14 protein-coding genes are annotated in these 17,350 nt (G+C 35.9%); 9 read left to right on the top strand and 5 right to left on the bottom strand.

Annotated features, from left to right (window positions below; translation table 11 throughout):
* Positions 1 to 81: 81 nt before the first annotated feature.
* Complete coding sequence (gene tatC, locus ACKU4N_RS18625) at positions 82 to 906, bottom strand: twin-arginine translocase subunit TatC (RefSeq protein WP_321318974.1); 825 nt, start codon at positions 904 to 906, stop codon at positions 82 to 84.
* A 29-nt stretch (positions 907 to 935) separates the two neighbouring features.
* On the bottom strand, positions 936 to 1,904 hold the full coding sequence (locus ACKU4N_RS18620) for a KpsF/GutQ family sugar-phosphate isomerase (RefSeq protein WP_321318972.1): 969 nt from the start codon (positions 1,902 to 1,904) through the stop codon (positions 936 to 938).
* 264 nt (positions 1,905 to 2,168) lie between these two features.
* Between ACKU4N_RS18620 and recQ the strand changes: the two genes are divergently transcribed.
* A complete protein-coding gene (recQ, locus tag ACKU4N_RS18615) occupies positions 2,169 to 4,346 on the top strand; it encodes a DNA helicase RecQ (protein WP_321318970.1) in 2,178 nt (725 codons plus the stop codon).
* A 49-nt stretch (positions 4,347 to 4,395) separates the two neighbouring features.
* Here recQ and ACKU4N_RS18610 read toward each other — a convergent pair whose 3' ends face one another.
* Together ACKU4N_RS18610 and ACKU4N_RS18605 are read right to left on the bottom strand one after the other, a co-directional pair.
* Positions 4,396 to 5,490 (bottom strand): hypothetical protein, encoded by a 1,095-nt coding sequence (locus tag ACKU4N_RS18610; RefSeq protein ID WP_321318968.1) that lies wholly within the window; start codon positions 5,488 to 5,490, stop codon positions 4,396 to 4,398.
* An 87-nt stretch (positions 5,491 to 5,577) separates the two neighbouring features.
* A complete protein-coding gene (locus ACKU4N_RS18605; RefSeq protein WP_321318966.1) occupies positions 5,578 to 6,597 on the bottom strand; it encodes a lysylphosphatidylglycerol synthase transmembrane domain-containing protein in 1,020 nt (339 codons plus the stop codon).
* 216 nt (positions 6,598 to 6,813) lie between these two features.
* Between ACKU4N_RS18605 and rsmA the strand changes: the two genes are divergently transcribed.
* The 8 genes from rsmA to rodA all read left to right on the top strand — a co-directional run bounded on the left by rsmA (position 6,814) and on the right by rodA (position 16,546).
* Positions 6,814 to 7,605 carry a 16S rRNA (adenine(1518)-N(6)/adenine(1519)-N(6))-dimethyltransferase RsmA gene (gene rsmA, locus ACKU4N_RS18600; protein ID WP_321318964.1) on the top strand — a complete coding sequence of 264 codons (792 nt, stop codon included), beginning with the start codon at positions 6,814 to 6,816 and terminating at the stop codon, positions 7,603 to 7,605.
* Between the two features lie 23 nt (positions 7,606 to 7,628).
* The gene (mgtE, locus tag ACKU4N_RS18595) at positions 7,629 to 8,990 is read left to right on the top strand and encodes a magnesium transporter (protein WP_321318962.1); all 1,362 of its coding nucleotides are present in this window, start codon (positions 7,629 to 7,631) and stop codon (positions 8,988 to 8,990) included.
* Between the two features lie 284 nt (positions 8,991 to 9,274).
* The gene (purH, locus tag ACKU4N_RS18590) at positions 9,275 to 10,807 is read left to right on the top strand and encodes a bifunctional phosphoribosylaminoimidazolecarboxamide formyltransferase/IMP cyclohydrolase (RefSeq protein ID WP_321318960.1); all 1,533 of its coding nucleotides are present in this window, start codon (positions 9,275 to 9,277) and stop codon (positions 10,805 to 10,807) included.
* Between the two features lie 29 nt (positions 10,808 to 10,836).
* A complete protein-coding gene (locus tag ACKU4N_RS18585) occupies positions 10,837 to 11,859 on the top strand; it encodes a rod shape-determining protein (RefSeq protein ID WP_101259803.1) in 1,023 nt (340 codons plus the stop codon).
* Between the two features lie 45 nt (positions 11,860 to 11,904).
* Positions 11,905 to 12,732 carry a rod shape-determining protein MreC gene (gene mreC, locus ACKU4N_RS18580; protein WP_321318956.1) on the top strand — a complete coding sequence of 276 codons (828 nt, stop codon included), beginning with the start codon at positions 11,905 to 11,907 and terminating at the stop codon, positions 12,730 to 12,732.
* Complete coding sequence (gene mreD, locus ACKU4N_RS18575; RefSeq protein WP_321318954.1) at positions 12,729 to 13,232, top strand: rod shape-determining protein MreD; 504 nt, start codon at positions 12,729 to 12,731, stop codon at positions 13,230 to 13,232. The genes mreC and mreD overlap by 4 nt, the downstream gene beginning before the upstream one ends.
* Positions 13,233 to 13,250: 18 nt before the next feature.
* Positions 13,251 to 15,107 (top strand): penicillin-binding protein 2, encoded by a 1,857-nt coding sequence (mrdA, locus tag ACKU4N_RS18570; RefSeq protein ID WP_321318952.1) that lies wholly within the window; start codon positions 13,251 to 13,253, stop codon positions 15,105 to 15,107.
* 14 nt (positions 15,108 to 15,121) lie between these two features.
* The gene (gene rodA / locus ACKU4N_RS18565; RefSeq protein ID WP_321318951.1) at positions 15,122 to 16,546 is read left to right on the top strand and encodes a rod shape-determining protein RodA; all 1,425 of its coding nucleotides are present in this window, start codon (positions 15,122 to 15,124) and stop codon (positions 16,544 to 16,546) included.
* Here rodA and ACKU4N_RS18560 read toward each other — a convergent pair.
* Positions 16,485 to 17,123, bottom strand: a complete 639-nt coding sequence (locus tag ACKU4N_RS18560; protein WP_321318949.1) for an acyl carrier protein phosphodiesterase — start codon at positions 17,121 to 17,123, stop codon at positions 16,485 to 16,487. The two genes, rodA and ACKU4N_RS18560, sit on opposite strands and share 62 nt — an antisense overlap.
* Between the last annotated feature and the right edge of the window lie 227 nt (positions 17,124 to 17,350).

Here is a 17,350-nt window from a genome sequence, read left to right as displayed (position 1 = left end):
AAATATACAATAGTGATAGCCCGGATTTAATAGGAATCCAGACTTTAATTATGTGAAAATACAAATAAACTGTGTAATTGTTTAACCCAAATTAGCTTGTTGGTTTTTTTGAACCCGCTTCGAGATTTTAATACCTATTTCGTAAAGCAGCATCAGTGGTAAACAAACCAGTATCTGACTAAAGATATCCGGAGGAGTGATTACTGCAGAAAGAATTAAAATTAAAACCACAGAGTGTTTTCTGTATTTTTTTAAAAATTCAGGGGATACCAAACCTATTTTACTTAAAAAGAAAATAAGAACGGGTAACTCAAATATTACTCCACTTGCCAAAACAATTGAAGTGATAGATGAAATGTAGGATGTTAGGTTTATTTGATTCAAAACCTGATCGCTTACACTGTAAGATCCTAAGAAATGAACTGATAGTGGGGTTATTAGGTAGTAGCCGAAAAGAACTCCAAGCGCAAATAAAAATGAGGTGTAAAAAATAGATCCTCTTGCATGTTTCTTCTCATTATCGTATAAAGCGGGCTTTAAAAAGCTCCAGAATTCGTAAAATATATATGGGAAGCTGGCAATTATTCCGATCACTAAAGAAACACTTATATGTGTTGCAAATTGCCCGGCCATGTTAATATTTATAACCTGAAACGGATGGATGTTAATTTTCAGAGACTCAACTCCTGTGTATTCAGATAATTTGAAAAACATTCTGTTTGTAAAGAATTCAGGGTTCTTGGGCGCAAGAATCAATACGTTAAATATAAAATCATAAAAGATAAAAGCAACTATTGCAAAAACCATAACGGCAATTACCGATCGCATTAAGTGCCATCTTAGTTCTTCCAAGTGTTCAAGAAAACTCATTTGGTTTTCTTCTTTTGTTGCTTCTTTATCTGACATGTGTGTGTTGATTTACTAATTGCGACAAGTTATACAATTCCTTCTTTTAAGATGTCATGCAGATGAACCATACCTACATATTTTCCATTTTTAACAACTGCAAGCTGAGTGATGTTGTTGTCTTCCATTAGTTGAAAAGCGTTAATGGCAAGTGAATCAGGATCAATAGTCTTCGGTTTTGGAGACATAATATTTCGGGCAGTTAATTTGCTTACATCTTCATTTTGTTCAAGCATTCTACGAAGGTCACCATCAGTAATTATTCCAACCAGTCTATTCTCTTTATTAACAACGGCAGTAGCTCCCATTCTTTTTGATGAAATTTCAAGGATAATCGGACGAATGCTTTCTTCTTCGGATACTTTAGGAGCCAGATCAATTTTGTAAAGATCACTAACCCGTAAATATAATTTTTTCCCCAGAGCTCCTCCCGGGTGATATTTGGCAAAATCCTGACTTGTAAATTGTCTGCACTCCAATAAGGAAACTGCCAGAGCATCTCCAATAACAAGTTGAGCAGTCGTCGAATTTGTTGGAGCTAAATTGTTTGGATCGGCTTCTTTTTCGACAACGGCTTTTAAAACATAGTCCGATTCTTTTGCAAGAAAAGAATCCAGTCCGGATACCATTCCAATTAACGTATTTCCCATGTTTTTGATGAGTGGCACTAAAACTTTGATTTCCGGAGTGCTTCCACTTTTTGAAATACATATAATAATGTCATCAGGAAGAATCATTCCCAAGTCCCCATGAATAGCATCGGCAGCATGCATGAATAAGGCTGGGGTACCTGTCGAATTAAGGGTTGCCACAATTTTATTAGCAATGTTGGCACTTTTGCCAATTCCGGTAATTACAACCCGACCTTTACTTTTTAAGATCAACTCAACAGCATTAACAAAATCTTCGTCAATATACTCTTTTAACTGACCAATGGTTTTTTCTTCTTCTGCAATCGTTTTTATTGCAATTTGCTTAATATCGTATGTAGGTTTCAAATCTTCTGGTTTTTATATTGTGTGCAAAGCTAATTAAACTCAGATAAATGAAACTTTAATAATCAGTTAAAATCTGTTAATTGCAGATTTCGTTTTGAATTGTACAAGTGTTTATCTAAATTTAAAATACAAAAGTATCGAAATTTGTAATACGGGAATGAATGGTGATGTGAAAATTACCATTTAAAAATTTTAGGTTGCTAAGTAAAATGTTAATTTAGCCGACCGCATATATTTTTGGGAAAAAGCATATCAATAGGAAGTATGGGAAAGAACTTTGAATTATCAACTAATTTAAAGAAGTATTTTGGATTCGAGAATTTTAAGGGAAATCAAGAACCAGTAATTCAAAATATCTTAAGTGGTAATGACACATTTGTGTTGATGCCCACAGGTGGGGGAAAGTCATTGTGTTATCAATTGCCTTCATTGATGTTGGAGGGGACAGCAATTGTTATATCCCCATTGATCGCACTGATGAAAAATCAGGTTGATGCAATGAGAAATTTTGGTGAAGATGATGGCGTAGCTCATTTTTTGAATTCATCTCTCTCCAAATCAGCGACCTTAAAAGTAAAAGAGGATGTTCTGGAAGGTAGAACTAAACTTTTATATGTAGCTCCGGAATCGTTAACAAAGGAAAGTAATATTGAGTTTCTTAAGCAGGTGAAAATTTCTTTTTACGCTGTGGATGAGGCTCATTGTATTTCTGAGTGGGGACACGATTTCAGGCCTGAATACAGGAAGATTCGTTCAATCGTTAATGAAATTGGTTCAGCTCCGATCATTGCACTTACTGCAACGGCAACACCTAAAGTACAGCATGATATTCAAAAGAATTTGGGGATGCTGGATGCTTTGGTTTTTAAATCATCATTCAACCGGCCTAATTTATATTATGAAGTTCTTCCAAAAGTAAATGCGACCAAAGAGATCATTAAGTTTATTCGGGCAAATACAGGAAAATCAGGAATTATATATTGTTTGAGCCGAAAAAAGGTTGAGGAATTGGCCGAAACTCTTCAGGTTAATGGAATTAAAGCTGTTCCTTATCATGCAGGAATGGATTCGTCAACACGTTCAGGGAATCAGGATAAATTTCTGATGGAGGATGTGGATGTTGTGGTTGCAACAATTGCTTTTGGAATGGGCATCGATAAGCCGGATGTGAGGTTTGTAATTCATTACGATATACCAAAGAGTTTAGAAGGTTATTATCAGGAAACAGGAAGAGCTGGCCGGGATGGCGGAGAAGGACGGTGTCTGACTTTTTACAGCTACAAGGATATTCAAAAGCTTGAGAAGTTTATGCAGGGAAAGCCTGTCGCAGAACAGGAAATAGGCAGACAGCTTTTGTTGGAAACAGTTTCGTTTGCAGAATCGGCTATTTGTCGCCGAACAATTTTACTTCATTATTTTGGCGAGAATCATATCGATGCTAATTGCGGCAGTTGCGATAACTGTTTGCATCCAAAGAAAGAATTTCAGGGAGAAGAATTTGTTATTAAAGCATTGAAACTGGTTAAGCTGGTTAAGGAGCGCTTTAAAATCGATCATTTGGTCAATATTCTTACCGGTGAAATGAATTCATCGATTAAATCGTATAAACATGATGAATTGGAAATGTTCGGTTGCGGTAAGGATCGGGATCAGCATTTTTGGAATATGGTTTTTCGAAGAGCATTGGTTCATTCCTTGATTGAAAAGGATATTGAGCAGTATGGCGTGATTAAACTTAAATCCGAAGGGCGTAAATTCCTGAAAAATCCGGTGCCTTTTATGCTTACTGATGATCATGATTTTGAAGGTGTTGATTTGGAAGCAACAAAAGCGGTTAGTACGGCAACTGTTGATACTGCCCTGTTATCAATGTTGAAAGATCTAAGAAGACAGGTTGCTAAGAAAAAAGAGGTGCCTCCATATGTGGTTTTTCAGGATCCATCTCTTGAAGAAATGGCTATCCATTATCCGGTAAATATTGAGGAATTATCTCATATACAAGGAGTAGGTGCTGGAAAGGCAAAACGATTTGGGAAGGAGTTTGTTGGCTTGATAGGAAAGCATGTTGAGGAGAATAATATTGAAAGACCTCAGGATATGGTTGTTCGCTCTGTTGTTGATAAATCTAAATTTAAGGTTTATATTATTCAGAGTGTAGATCGAAAAATGGATTTGGAAGATATTGCAGAAGCCAAGGGAATGGCATTTTCTGAGCTGCTTAGAGAGATGGAGGCTATTGTATATTCAGGAACAAAACTGAGTCTGAATTATTACGTAGATGAGACCATTGATGAGGATCGTCAGGAGGAAATTTTGGAGTATTTTGATGAAGCCGAGACTGACAGTATCGAAGTGGCTCTTGAAGAGTTGGGAGAGGAAGATTTTTCGGAAGATGATATTCGTTTAATGCGGATATTGTATCATTCCGAAAATGGATTGTAAATTATCAGGAAAAAATACAGCAAAGGCGGCCCGGATTCGAGCCGCCTTTTTATTTTATAATTAAAGAACGTTTAAATTCTTTTGTTTCATCGAATAATTTTCTGTAGGTATGATGAGTTTTGTAGATTTTTGCACCAATGTGCTCCATTAAATGACTCATTCTTGGATTGAAATCGCCGATCCAATTCATTTCCAAATTTGAAAATGGAAAGTTAGGGTCAAAACCTGATCTGGAGAATTCGTAAATCATTGCAGCTTCGATGCCACGCTTCTGAAACTCAGGAACCACTCCAAATATTAAGCCCAAAGCATTTTTGTTTTTTTGCAGGTGTTTGTAGTAGATGAAACGAAGCTTTGCATAAAGGTTCATTTTACCATTTATATGCTGCAGAAGTTCATTTAAGTCAGGAACCATTATGAAAAAGCCAATGGGTTCTTCTTTGTAATAGGCAAACCACATCAGCTTTTTATGCATGATTGGTTTTAATGTATTGAACAGGTCTTGCGTTTGTTGTTCTGAAATGCCTTCGATGCCTGGTATTTCTTTCACCCAAGCTTCGTTGTAAATGTATACAAAATCCTTTATTAGTTTGTCTGAGTTTTTCCTGTTGAAATGGATTACCTGATATTCACAATTGTTTAAAAGTCTTTGTGCTTTCCACTTTATGATTTCGCTTAAGCTTTCTAGAGCAAACTTCGTTCGGTAGGTATATTGTTTAAAGTAGATCTGGAATCCATAAGAGTCAAAAAAATCCTGATAGTATTTAAAATGGTACGGCATACAATAAACAGGTTTGTGATCTCCGTCAACATGAAGTCCCCACCATTGATGTCTTTCTCCAAAATTAATTGGTCCGTCCATGGCTTCGATTTGTCTGTCTTTTAGCCAGTTTTTGCAGGTGTCAAATAGAGTAAAGGCTGCTTTTTTGTTATTGATGCATTCAAAAAAGCCCATGCCTCCAGTCGGTTGCTCGGTTAGATTTTTTACTTTGTGGTCTATAAATGCAGCAACCCTGCCTATGGTTTGTTTGTTTTGATCTTGAAGAATCCAGCGGATACACTCTCCGTGAGCAAACATTTTGTTCTGTTTCGGATCAAAAACTTTCTCGATGTCCGAATCCAGAGGCCGAATCCAGTTTTTCATTTTCTGATAAAGTCGTACCGGAAGTTCAATAAATTCTCTTTTGAATGAAGATCGTTAACTTCAATAATGGTAAAATCGATTCTCATCTCAAATTTCAGACTTTATTAATTTTACTTGCTTTCGGTTTGCAATAGGCAGAGCAATTACTGAAGCTGCACCCAATATGATAATCATTGCTGTTTGTGCACCGTGCACAACAAGAGCAAAGCTTTTCGACATGGTTTCGATGTTGGTAACTTCAGGAAGGTAAACCAGAAGAGTTCCGATCACCATAAAATGCCAGGCACCAATTCCACCCTGAACAGGAGCAACCATTCCAAAACTGCCCATTACAAAAACGGTTAGTCCGGCAATAGCAGGAAGATTTGATGTGAATCCGAAACTAAAGAAGCAGATATACGTCATCAAATAATACATGATCCAAATAAAGACAGTGTGAAAGACAAAAGACCATTTGTTATCCAGTTTCTTAATGGCACGAAAGCCTGCCATAAAATTGGAAAGGGTTTGATCAATTTTCTTAAAGACAATTGTATTTTTAAATTTTTTTCTTAAAATCCAGATGGTAATTGATACGGCAGCGACTACATATATTGTGTTTGAAGATGCAAATACATTCGAGAGTTTGCTGCTGACTTCAGGATTGTTTGAGAAGAAATGAGAAATAACCGAAAATTGTGTTGATAATGCGATTAGTAGAAATATAATCAGCATGATTATATCCAGTACTCTTTCAAGAACTACAGTGCCAATTAATTTGGAAAAAGAAATATTTTCATATTTGCTGATTAAGCCGCATCTTGAAATTTCGCCCATTCTTGGTAGTGCAAGATTTGCAAAATAACCAACCATAACCGCAAGAAAAGTATTTATCGTTCTTGGTTTTTTTCCCAGGGATTCAATGAGCATATTCCAACGGATTGTTCTGCTGATGTGACTTAGCAGTCCAAAAAACAGAGAAAGAAGAATCCAGTAATAGTTGACTTCATTTTTTAAAGTGAAAATTAGCTCTGAAGTATTTTGACCTCGGTAAACGTACCAAAATAAGAAACAACTAATTGAAAAGAAGATTAGAAATTTTATGATATGTATGAGATTTTTCTTCAAAATTGATAATTTTAGAGTTAGTATTTTATAGAAAAAACCAACTGAGGTTAAATTTTAAGCAAGTATAAGCTGTGTTTCTATTATTAAGTCCTAAATTTGCCGGACGATAAATAAGCTACAAAAATAAGTAAATGTTTGAAATCTCCTTTGAAAAGCAGCTGTTTTTAATTTTTGTTAATTTGAGATACTGAAATAAAAGGGATTAATTGGATGGATATGGGATACGTTAGGGCAAAAAAAAGTTTAGGTCAGCATTTTTTAAAAGATTTGAATATTGCAAAAAAAATAGTGGCAAGTATGAAGGCTGATGGTGTCTCGAAGGTACTTGAGGTTGGTCCGGGTATGGGAGTTTTAACGCAATATTTACTTAAGGAAGAGGGATTTGAAACCCATGTTGTTGAGATAGATAGAGAATCGGTAGCTTATTTGAATGAAAATTTTCCGGAATTATCCGGACGAATAATTGGAGAGGATTTTTTGAAATATGATTTGTCGAAATTATTTTCGGAGCCTTTTTCTGTAATAGGGAACTTTCCTTACAATATTTCCTCTCAAATATTCTTTAAAGTGTTGGATCACAGAGATCAGATCCCTGAGGTTGTAGGGATGATTCAGAAAGAAGTTGCCGAAAGAATGGCTGCTGTTCCTGGAAATAAAACATACGGTATCTTAAGTGTGCTTATGCAGGCTTTTTACAATATAGAATATTTGTTTACTGTTAGCGAAACGGTATTCGACCCACCTCCAAAAGTTAAATCTGCGGTAATTCGTATGGAAAGGAATACTACCGACAGATTGGCTTGTGATGAAAAACTATTCTTCCGAGTCGTTAAATCCGGATTCAATCAGCGCCGGAAAACCTTGCGGAATTCTTTAAAATCAGTATTGGGTGATGATAAGCTTGATGATGAACTTATGGCTCAAAGGCCAGAGCAATTGTCAGTAGATCAGTTTGTTTACTTAACCAATAAAATTGAAGAATTGATAAATGCGGAATTAAGAGAATAAAATCACACCTAAAATACATTGATATGCAATTTGAATTGACTCGCGAATACATCGATCAGTTAAAAAGAATTATCGAAGAGAAGGATGAGGCCGGGGCAATTGGTATGATGGATGGATTGCATCCTGCTGATATTGCCGAAATATATGATGAACTCAATACAGAGGAAGCTAAGTTTTTGTATTTACTTCTCGATATTGATACTGCTGCAGATGTTTTAGCTGAATTAGAAGAGGATGATAGAGATCGGTTTTTAAAGGTTCTCCCTATTGAAGTTATTGCAAAGCAGTTTATTCACAGAATGGATTCTGATGATGCTGCCGATGTGATTGGCGGGATGTCTGAAGAACAACAAGAGGAGATTCTTTCCCATATAGGAGATATTGAACAGGCCGGCGATATTGTGGATTTACTTCATTACGATGAAGATACTGCAGGTGGATTGATGGCGAAAGAGTTGGTGATGGTAAATGAGAATTGGACTGTTCTAACCTGTCTGAGAGAATTAAGTCGCCAAGCTGAGGATATTGATGAGATTTACTATGTATATGTTGTTGATGATGATGGCATCTTAAAGGGAACTCTTTCCTTAAAAATTATGATTTTGAGTCCGACATCGGCAAAAATCAGTAATATTTATCAGCCGGATGTTATGTCGGTGCATACCGATGAGCCGGATGAGGAAGTGGCCCGGATTATGGAGAAGTATGACCTTGTGGCAATACCGGTTATCGATAGTATCGGACGATTAATGGGACGCATTACAATTGATGATGTTGTAGATGTGATTCGTGATGAGGCCGAGAAAGATTACCAAATGGCATCTGGTCTTACTGAAGATGTGGAGTCAAGTGACTCGGTTTGGATTCAAACAAGAGCGCGCCTTCCATGGTTGTTAATTGGTTTAATGGGCGGACTTATAAGTGCTTTTGTAATATCAAGGCACGAAGGTGATTTGGGGAATTATACTGCGATGGCATTTTTTATTCCGCTGATTACGGCAATGGGAGGAAATGTAGGTGTTCAATCGGCGGCGATTATTGTACAGGGGTTGGCAAATAATTCATTGGGTTTTGAAAGTACAATTAGTCGGTTACTAAGAGAGCTGATGGGAGCCTTTGTAAATGGTATAATTTGTTCGGGTTTGGTTTTCCTTGTTAACTTATTTATGGTTGGGCATTCTTTTAGTCTAACAATAAGTGTGTCGGTTGCATTGTTCTCAGTTATTGTTTTTGCGTCAATATTTGGCACCTTAATTCCATTAACTCTGCATAAAATGAAAATTGATCCTGCTTTGGCAACGGGTCCCTTTGTGACTACTTTGAATGATATTGTGGGTCTTTTTATTTACTTATCAATTGGAGCTTATTTTTTAAGCTTTGTTTAGTTCAGATTTTTGGGAGTAATTTTATTTTGAATGGAAAGTTCAAGCATAAAAAACAGTTTCTTGTATTAAAAGTTGCCTGATATTATGATTCAATGAAAAAGTTCAATAAAAATCTTTTTTAGACGGTGTTTTTTTTTAGGTTTTTCTTAACTTTGCATGAGGTTTTTTGAGGCTGGATAAGTGTCTGTTATTAAAGGATTTATAGCCTTGATTGAGCCGGTTTTATTTTTCGAGAGAAAATGAAATTTACGCCATTTTATAAAATTACCCAAATTAAGAGAATTATGAAGAGAGCGCTGATCAGTGTGTTTGATAAAACAAATGTTGTTGAATTTGCTAGAGAATTAACAGGTTTAGGATGGGAAATCATATCTACAGGTGGAACTTCTGCTAAATTTAAGGCTGAAGGAATTCCTGTAATGGATATTTCAGATCTTACTAAATTTCCAGAATGTTTTGATGGGCGTGTAAAAACCTTGCATCCAAATGTTGAAGGTGGAATTTTAGCAATTCGGGATAACGAAACCCACATCGCTCAAATGAATGAGTTAGGAATTGAGCCTATTGATATCGTCGTTTGTAATTTGTATCCATTCAAAGAAACAATTTTAAATCCTGAGGCTGGTCACGAGGAAATTATTGAAAATATTGATATAGGTGGTCCGACAATGTTGAGAGCGGCAGCAAAGAATTACAAATTTGTTACTGTTATTACCGATCCCGAAGATTATTCGAAAGTAATTGAAGAATTAAAATCAGGCGAAGACACTAGTTTAGACACAAAAGAATATTTAGCAACTAAAGTATTTGAGCATACTGCTCATTACGATGCATTAATTTCAGGGTATTTTAATAAAAGGCTGAAAATTACATCTCCTAAAACATTAACGATTACATACGAAAAGAAGCAAGATCTCCGTTACGGAGAGAACCCTCATCAGAATGCAACTTTTTACAGTCAAATTCAGGAAACTGAAGGAACTTTAACTGCCGCTAAGAAAATCCATGGTAAAGAACTATCTTACAACAATATTGGTGATACAGATGGAGCTTTGGAAACCTTAAAAGAGTTTGAAGAGCCTACAATTGTTGCTGCTAAGCATGCTAATCCATGTGGAATTGGCAGTGCCAAAACAATTTCAGAAGCTTTTCAGAAAGCTTATGATGCTGATCCGGTTTCAATTTTTGGTGGAATAGTAGCATCAAATCGTGAAATTGATAAAGCAACGGCTGAAATTATGAGTGGAATTTTTCTGGAAGTAATTGTTGCTCCGTCTTTTAGTAAAGAAGCTTTAGAGATATTAACAGCGAAGAAGAATTTAAGATTATTGGAATTGCCTGAAATCTTGAAATCAGATTATTCCTCATTTAAAGGAAAAACTGTTTTGGGAGGTTTCTTAATTCAGGAAATGGATAAGGAATTAATCGGCGAAAAATTAGAAGTGGTTACCGAAAGGGAACCATCAGAAAGTGAAATGGAGGATTTGATGTTTGCATGGAAAACAGTGAAACATGCAAAATCAAATGGAATTGCCATAGCAAAAAATAAAACTACATGTGGTGTTGGTCCGGGACAGGTAAGTCGTATCTGGGCCTTGGAGAATGCCATTCGTCAGGGGGCGGATCGGATTGCAGGAAGTGTTTTAGCTTCTGATGCATTTTTCCCATTCTCAGATTGTGTAGAAGCAGCTCATGCAGCAGGAATTACTGCTATTATTCAACCTGGAGGTTCAATAAGAGATAAGGATTCTATTGAGGCGGCTAATAAATTTGGAATTGCTATGGTATTTACAGGAATGAGACATTTTAAGCATTAAAATAAGATAACAGAGATTTATACTACCATATGGGATTTTTTTCATTTTTAACTCAGGAGATTGCGATTGACTTGGGGACAGCAAATACAATTATTATCTGTAATGATAAGATTGTGGTTGACGAACCATCAATTGTAGCTATTGATCGTCGCACCGAAAAAATGGTTGCGATTGGCGAAAAGGCCCGCCAGATGCAGGGCAAAACTCACGGAAATTTAAAAACGATTCGTCCGCTTAGAGATGGCGTAATTGCCGACTTTAATGCTGCAGAGCAAATGATTCGTGGGATGATCAAGATGATCAACAAAAAACCTCGTCTGTTTCCACCATCATTACGCATGGTGATTTGTATTCCTTCGGGAAGTACCGAAGTTGAAATGAGAGCAGTTCGCGATTCTTCTGAGCATGCCGGAGGACGTGATGTATACATGATTTATGAGCCTATGGCTGCGGCTATTGGAATCGGTATTGATGTTGAAGCACCTGAAGGAAATATGGTAGTAGATATAGGTGGAGGAACGACTGAAATTGCAGTAATTTCTTTAGGTGGAATTGTAACCAATAAATCAATTCGTATTGCAGGTGATGATTTAACTTCTGATATACAGGAGTATATGCGTCATCAGCACAATATAAAAATTGGTGAAAGAACTGCTGAAGAAATAAAAATTCAGGTTGGATCTGCACTATCTGAGTTGGAAGAGCCACCAAATGATTTCAGAGTACAAGGACCAAATCAGATGACAGCACTTCCTATTGAAGTGCCTGTATCTTATCAGGAAATTGCGCATTGTTTGGAGAAATCAATCTCGAAAATTGAAATTGCAATTTTAAGTGCATTGGAGCAAACACCTCCGGAATTATACGCCGATATTGTAAATAGAGGAATTTACCTTGCTGGTGGTGGAGCGTTGCTTCGTGGATTGGATAAGCGATTGACAGATAAAATAAATATTCCATTTCACATTGCGGAAGATCCATTAAGGGCTGTTGCACGTGGTACTGGAATTGCATTAAAAAATGTAGATAAGTTTTCGTTCCTGATGAGATAATCAGGAACGAAATTTTTTTAGTTTAACAGGGATTTGATTTTTTGAATGAAGAATTTATTACATTTTATCGTAAGATTTCATTTTACGATCATTTTTGTTGTAATTGAAATTTTTTGCATGTTATTGCTGGTTAGCTACAATAACTATCAAAAGACAGAATTCCTGAATTCTAGTAATGCTCTTACTGGAAGTCTTTATGAGAAGGTTTCATCTACGACCGATTATTTGGCTTTGGACAAATTAAACGAAGAATTAAATAAAGAAAATACCCGGTTGAAAAATATCCTGGCAGAATCATACAAGATGTCAGTCGATTCGTCGGTTCTTTATAATGATTCTTTATATCAACAGCAATACCTTTACCGAACTGCCAAAGTCATTAATAATTCTGTGAATAAGCAATTGAATTATATTACTTTGAATAAAGGCAAGCTAAATGGTATTCAGCCAGAGATGGCTGTAGTTACAGATCATGGTGTTGTTGGGGTAGTAAAAAGTGTTTCAAATAATTTTTCAACGGTAATTTCCTTATTAAATAGTAGAATTAGTATTTCGGCCAAAATTAAGAAGAACAATTATTTTGGGTCTCTTACCTGGGACGGAAAAGATTATAAAACAGCCCGTTTGTACGAAGTTCCAATACATGTGTCTATTCAGATAGGAGACACAATTGTAACCAGTGGTTATTCATCAATTTTTCCAGAGGGAATATTGCTGGGTACAGTACAGGAAATTTTGCCAAGCTCAGGAGGTAATTTTCATGAATTGAGAATCGCCTTTTCCAATGATTTTAAAAGTCTGTCATACGTGAAAGTTATTGGTGATTTGATGAAAAATGAACGTTTAGAACTTGAGAAGGAGGTGATTGAATGAATCGAATCGTAAAAAATATCATAAGATTTGTGGTTCTTGTATTTATTCAGGTTGCCATCTTAAATAACATTCAAATAAGTGGTTTTTTAAATCCTTATGTGTATATCTTATTCATATTATTGCTTCCATTCGAGACCCCAAACTGGCTTTTGTTGGTTTTGTCATTTTTTTTGGGACTGAGTGTAGATATTTTTTCCAATACTGTTGGGATGCATGCATCCGCTAGTGTGTTTATGGCATACTTACGTCCATATATATTAAATTATTTGTCTGTAAGAGACGGTTATGAACAAGGAACGACGCCGTCCGTTCATCATTACGGATTTGGATGGTTTTTTAAGTATTGCTTGATATTGGTTATAGCGCATCATAGTTTTTTGTTTTTTATAGAAGTATTTTCATTTTCCAATCTAAATGAAACCATTACCAGAATCATTCTTAGTACATTCTTTACTTTAAGCTTACTCATTACATCTCAATTCCTGCTGTTTAAAAAATAGATCAATTAATACTATAAAATGAATAATTTCTCAAACCGAAAATATATTATTGGCGGAATATTCATTCTGGTTGTTCTAATTTTCATTATCCGTTTGTTTAACCTTCAAATAATTGATGACACCTATAAATTATCTGCTGAGAATAACTCTCAAAGACAGGTAACACAATATCCGGCAAGGGGATTGATTTATGATAGAAACGGAAAATTATTGGTATACAATCAGGCCGCTTACGACCTGATGTTAATACCGAGACAATTGGATGTTTTTGATACCACCGATTTTTGTCAGCTGCTAGGAATTGAAAAATTGGAATTAATACAAGGGATTGCTAAGGCAAAGCATTATTCTTATCGAAAGGCATCTATTTTTTTAAAACAGCTGTCGTCTGAAAGATATGCTGTTTTGCAGGAGAAATTGTATAAATTCCCTGGTTTCTTTGTTCAGACCAGAACATTGCGAAAATATCCATTAAAAAGCGCCGCTCATGCATTAGGATATCTTAGAGAAGTAACCAATCAGGAAATCAAGAGTGATCCGTATTTTAAACAAGGAGATTATATAGGGAAAAGTGGAATAGAACGGACCTATGAAAAAGAACTTCGAGGAGAAAAGGGAGTTAAGATTTATTGGGTTGATGTTTTCAATAGAATAAAAGGATCATTTCGGGATGGGAAATTTGATAAAAAAGCTGTCTCGGGTAAGAATTTGTACACAAGTTTAGATATCGATTTGCAGCAATACGGAGAGTTGCTGATGCAAAATAAAAAAGGAGGAATTGTTGCGATTGAGCCTCAAACGGGTCAAATTTTAGCAAAAGTATCCAGTCCGGGATATGATCCGGAAATGTTTGTTGGGCGTGCAATGAATAAGAATTATCAGATGATGGTTCAAAACGATTCATTAAAGCCTTTATTTGACCGAACAATGCAGGCGCTGTATCCACCGGGATCAATTTTTAAATTGGTAAATGGATTGGTGGCTCTTCAGGAAGGAGTAATTAGTCCATCTACAAAATTTGAATGTCACAGCGGTTATCATGTTGGCAATTTTACAATGGGATGTCATGCTCATTCATCTCCTTTGGATTTGCGTCGTGCTATTCAGCAATCCTGCAATGCTTATTTTGCAAATGTATTTCGTTATGTTTTGGAAAGTCCTAAGTTTGGTTCTGTTCAGGATGGGTATACTGCATGGAGAAAACATGTCACTTCTTTTGGTTTTGGCAATAAGCTTGGCATTGATTTGCCAAATGAAAAAACAGGTTCTATTCCTACAAATGAAGAGTATCAGCGTAAGTATCGTAAGAATTGGAGGGCTTTAAATGCAATCTCCATTGCTATTGGTCAAGGTGAATTGGAGATTACACCAATACAAATGGCAAATATGGTAGCTGCAATTGCCAATAGAGGTTACTATTATATTCCTCATATTGTAAAGGCTGTTGGAGAGAATGGGGTTCTGGAAAAAGAGTATTTGGAAAGACATTATACCAGTGTAGACTCTTCCAATTTTACAGCTGTGATTGATGGTATGGAAATGGTGGTTGCTGGAGGAGAGGGAAGTACCGGAACACTGGCGGCGATTAAAGATATTCGTGTGTGCGGTAAAACGGGAACAGTTCAGAATTCGGATGAAGCAGATCATTCTGTTTTTGTGGCATTTGCACCTAGAGAAGATCCTAAGATTGCTATTGTTGTTTATGTTGAAAATGGAGTGTGGGGAAGTAGGTATGCAGCACCAATTTCAGGTTTAATGATTGAGAAATATCTAAAAGGGGAGATTTCGGAAAATAAAAAATGGATAGAAAAGAGGATGCTTGAGGCTGATTTAATTAATCAGGTGGCGGCTCCCGGTAGAGGAGTTATTGAATAAATAATAAAGTTGGGATGACAAGAAAGGTAAGTTTAATAAAGAATCTGGATTGGTGGACAATTTTTTTATATGTTCTGCTTGTTTTTCTTGGATGGATAAATATTTACGCGGCAGTATACAACGAGGAACATCAAAGTATTTTTGATATTAGTCAGAGATATGGAAAACAATTAATGTGGATAGGAGCTGCATTCTTTCTCGCGATGGTTATTCTGATAATTGAAGGTAAATTTTTCTCAGCATTCGCTTATCCCACCTATCTGGTCATGATTTTCTTACTTGTTGCCGTACTGATATTTGGAAGGGAGGTTAACGGTGCCAGATCATGGTTTGAGATTGGAGGAATACGTTTACAACCTGCAGAGTTTGCTAAATTTGCAACTTGTTTGGCTATATCCCGATACATAAGCCAGTTTAATTTTAAGATACATAATTTTAAGTCCTTGGTAATAGCAGGAGTAATTTTATTTACCCCGGCTGTTTTAATAATATTGCAACGGGATGCCGGATCGGCTTTGGTATATATCGTTTTCGTATTGGTGTTGTATAGGGAAGGACTTTCAGGAATTGTTCTATTTGTAGGATTTTTATCGGCAGTGCTGTTTATAATAACTCTTCTTTTGCCCGAGTTGTATGTGCTTTTAATTATTTTAGGATTTTCTTTTGTAGGACTGAAATTTATGGGGCTTCGGTTCAAGCAAATATTAATTGGCCTGTCAGCGATACTTATTGCTTTTGGTTTGGTTTGGGGGGTAATTAAGGCCTTTCAATTGAATGTTTCCGCCTATATGATATTAATAATATCAATAAGTTTAAATATTATACCCTTCTTATTTTACATTTATAAAGAACGGCTTAAGAATGTTATTTGGGTTTTGCTGATTGCTGTTGGCAGCTTGTTTTTTACATTTTCGGTGAGTTATTTGTTTGAAAATGTTTTAGAATCTCATCAGCAAGAACGTATAAACGACTTATTAGGAATTGAGTCAGATCCTTCCGGTGCGGGATATAATGTGGCTCAATCAAAAATTGCAATTGGATCCGGAGGATTTGCAGGAAAAGGATTTTTGAATGGAACACAAACGAAATTCAAATTTGTTCCTGAACAAAGTACCGATTTTATTTTCTGTACCGTAGGCGAAGAATGGGGATTTGTTGGTTCTACTGCAGTTTTATCACTTCTATTACTATTAATAATTCGTTTGTTGTTTTTGGCTGAAAGGCAGCGATCTCCTTTTAGTAGGATATATGGCTATGGAGTAGCTTGTATATTGTTTTTTCATATGGCAATAAATGTTGGCATGACAATTGGCCTTGCCCCGGTTATAGGAATTCCTTTGCCATTCTTTAGTTATGGTGGATCTTCCTTGTGGGCCTTTACAATTTTGTTGTTCGTATTTCTTCGTTTAGATGCCAATCGTATGGAGTTGCTGCGGTAATTTGATGTTCATCACGGACATAGCTAATAAGATCGCTCATGAAGCAGTCAAATTCAGATTCAATTTCATCGTATTGATCGAGAAGTGTTTTAATTGCATAGTCCGTTTGATCTGGCAAACTGGTTCTGCGCGACATGATTTTTAAGGCTGATTGTAAGCCTTCTGTTGTAGAGTAACTTTCCAATCGTCGGCTTTGAATCAAAAAAGGGAGAAACAGTTTTACTTTTTGAGGCAGAATCAAATAATTTTTTACCAATATTTCATGTGTTTTATTAACAAATTTAGAAATAGGCTGTGTATGATATTGATTCCATTTTTTAGCTAAAAAATGGTCGTATATCATATCGACAACAACTCCTGAATATCTGCTATATCCAGTTTTAAGTCTGTTTGAGCTTTGCAAAACCATTGAATGGCGATCAGTGAAGTGATCAATATTTCGATGCAGGAGAATGCCTTTTTGAACTTCGGGATGATAATCCTTATATTTATTGCCCTTAATGTAATCACCAATAAAGTTCCCAATCTTTACTTTTTCCGAATCACCCGAAAGGTATTGATGTGCTAAAAAATTCATGTTTCATCAGTCTTGTTTCCCGAAAATAAGCAATAAATGATAATTTCGATTCAATTTCGCATTTTCTTTTTGCCTGGATAGGTGGCTTGGTATTGATCAATGTAAGTTTAAATATTTTTCAAACAAAGGAAAAACTAAATAAGTTATAACAGTTTCGCGACAAAGTCAATTTTTTTGTTCGTGTTAAGCAACAGGCTCAGAATGTACAACTTAAAGTTGTTAAAATT

The organism is Labilibaculum sp. (assembly GCF_963664555.1).
GTDB lineage: Bacteria > Bacteroidota > Bacteroidia > Bacteroidales > Marinifilaceae > Labilibaculum.
Note: the sequence above shows the minus strand (reverse complement) of the source record. Positions and strands in the feature narration are given on the sequence as shown.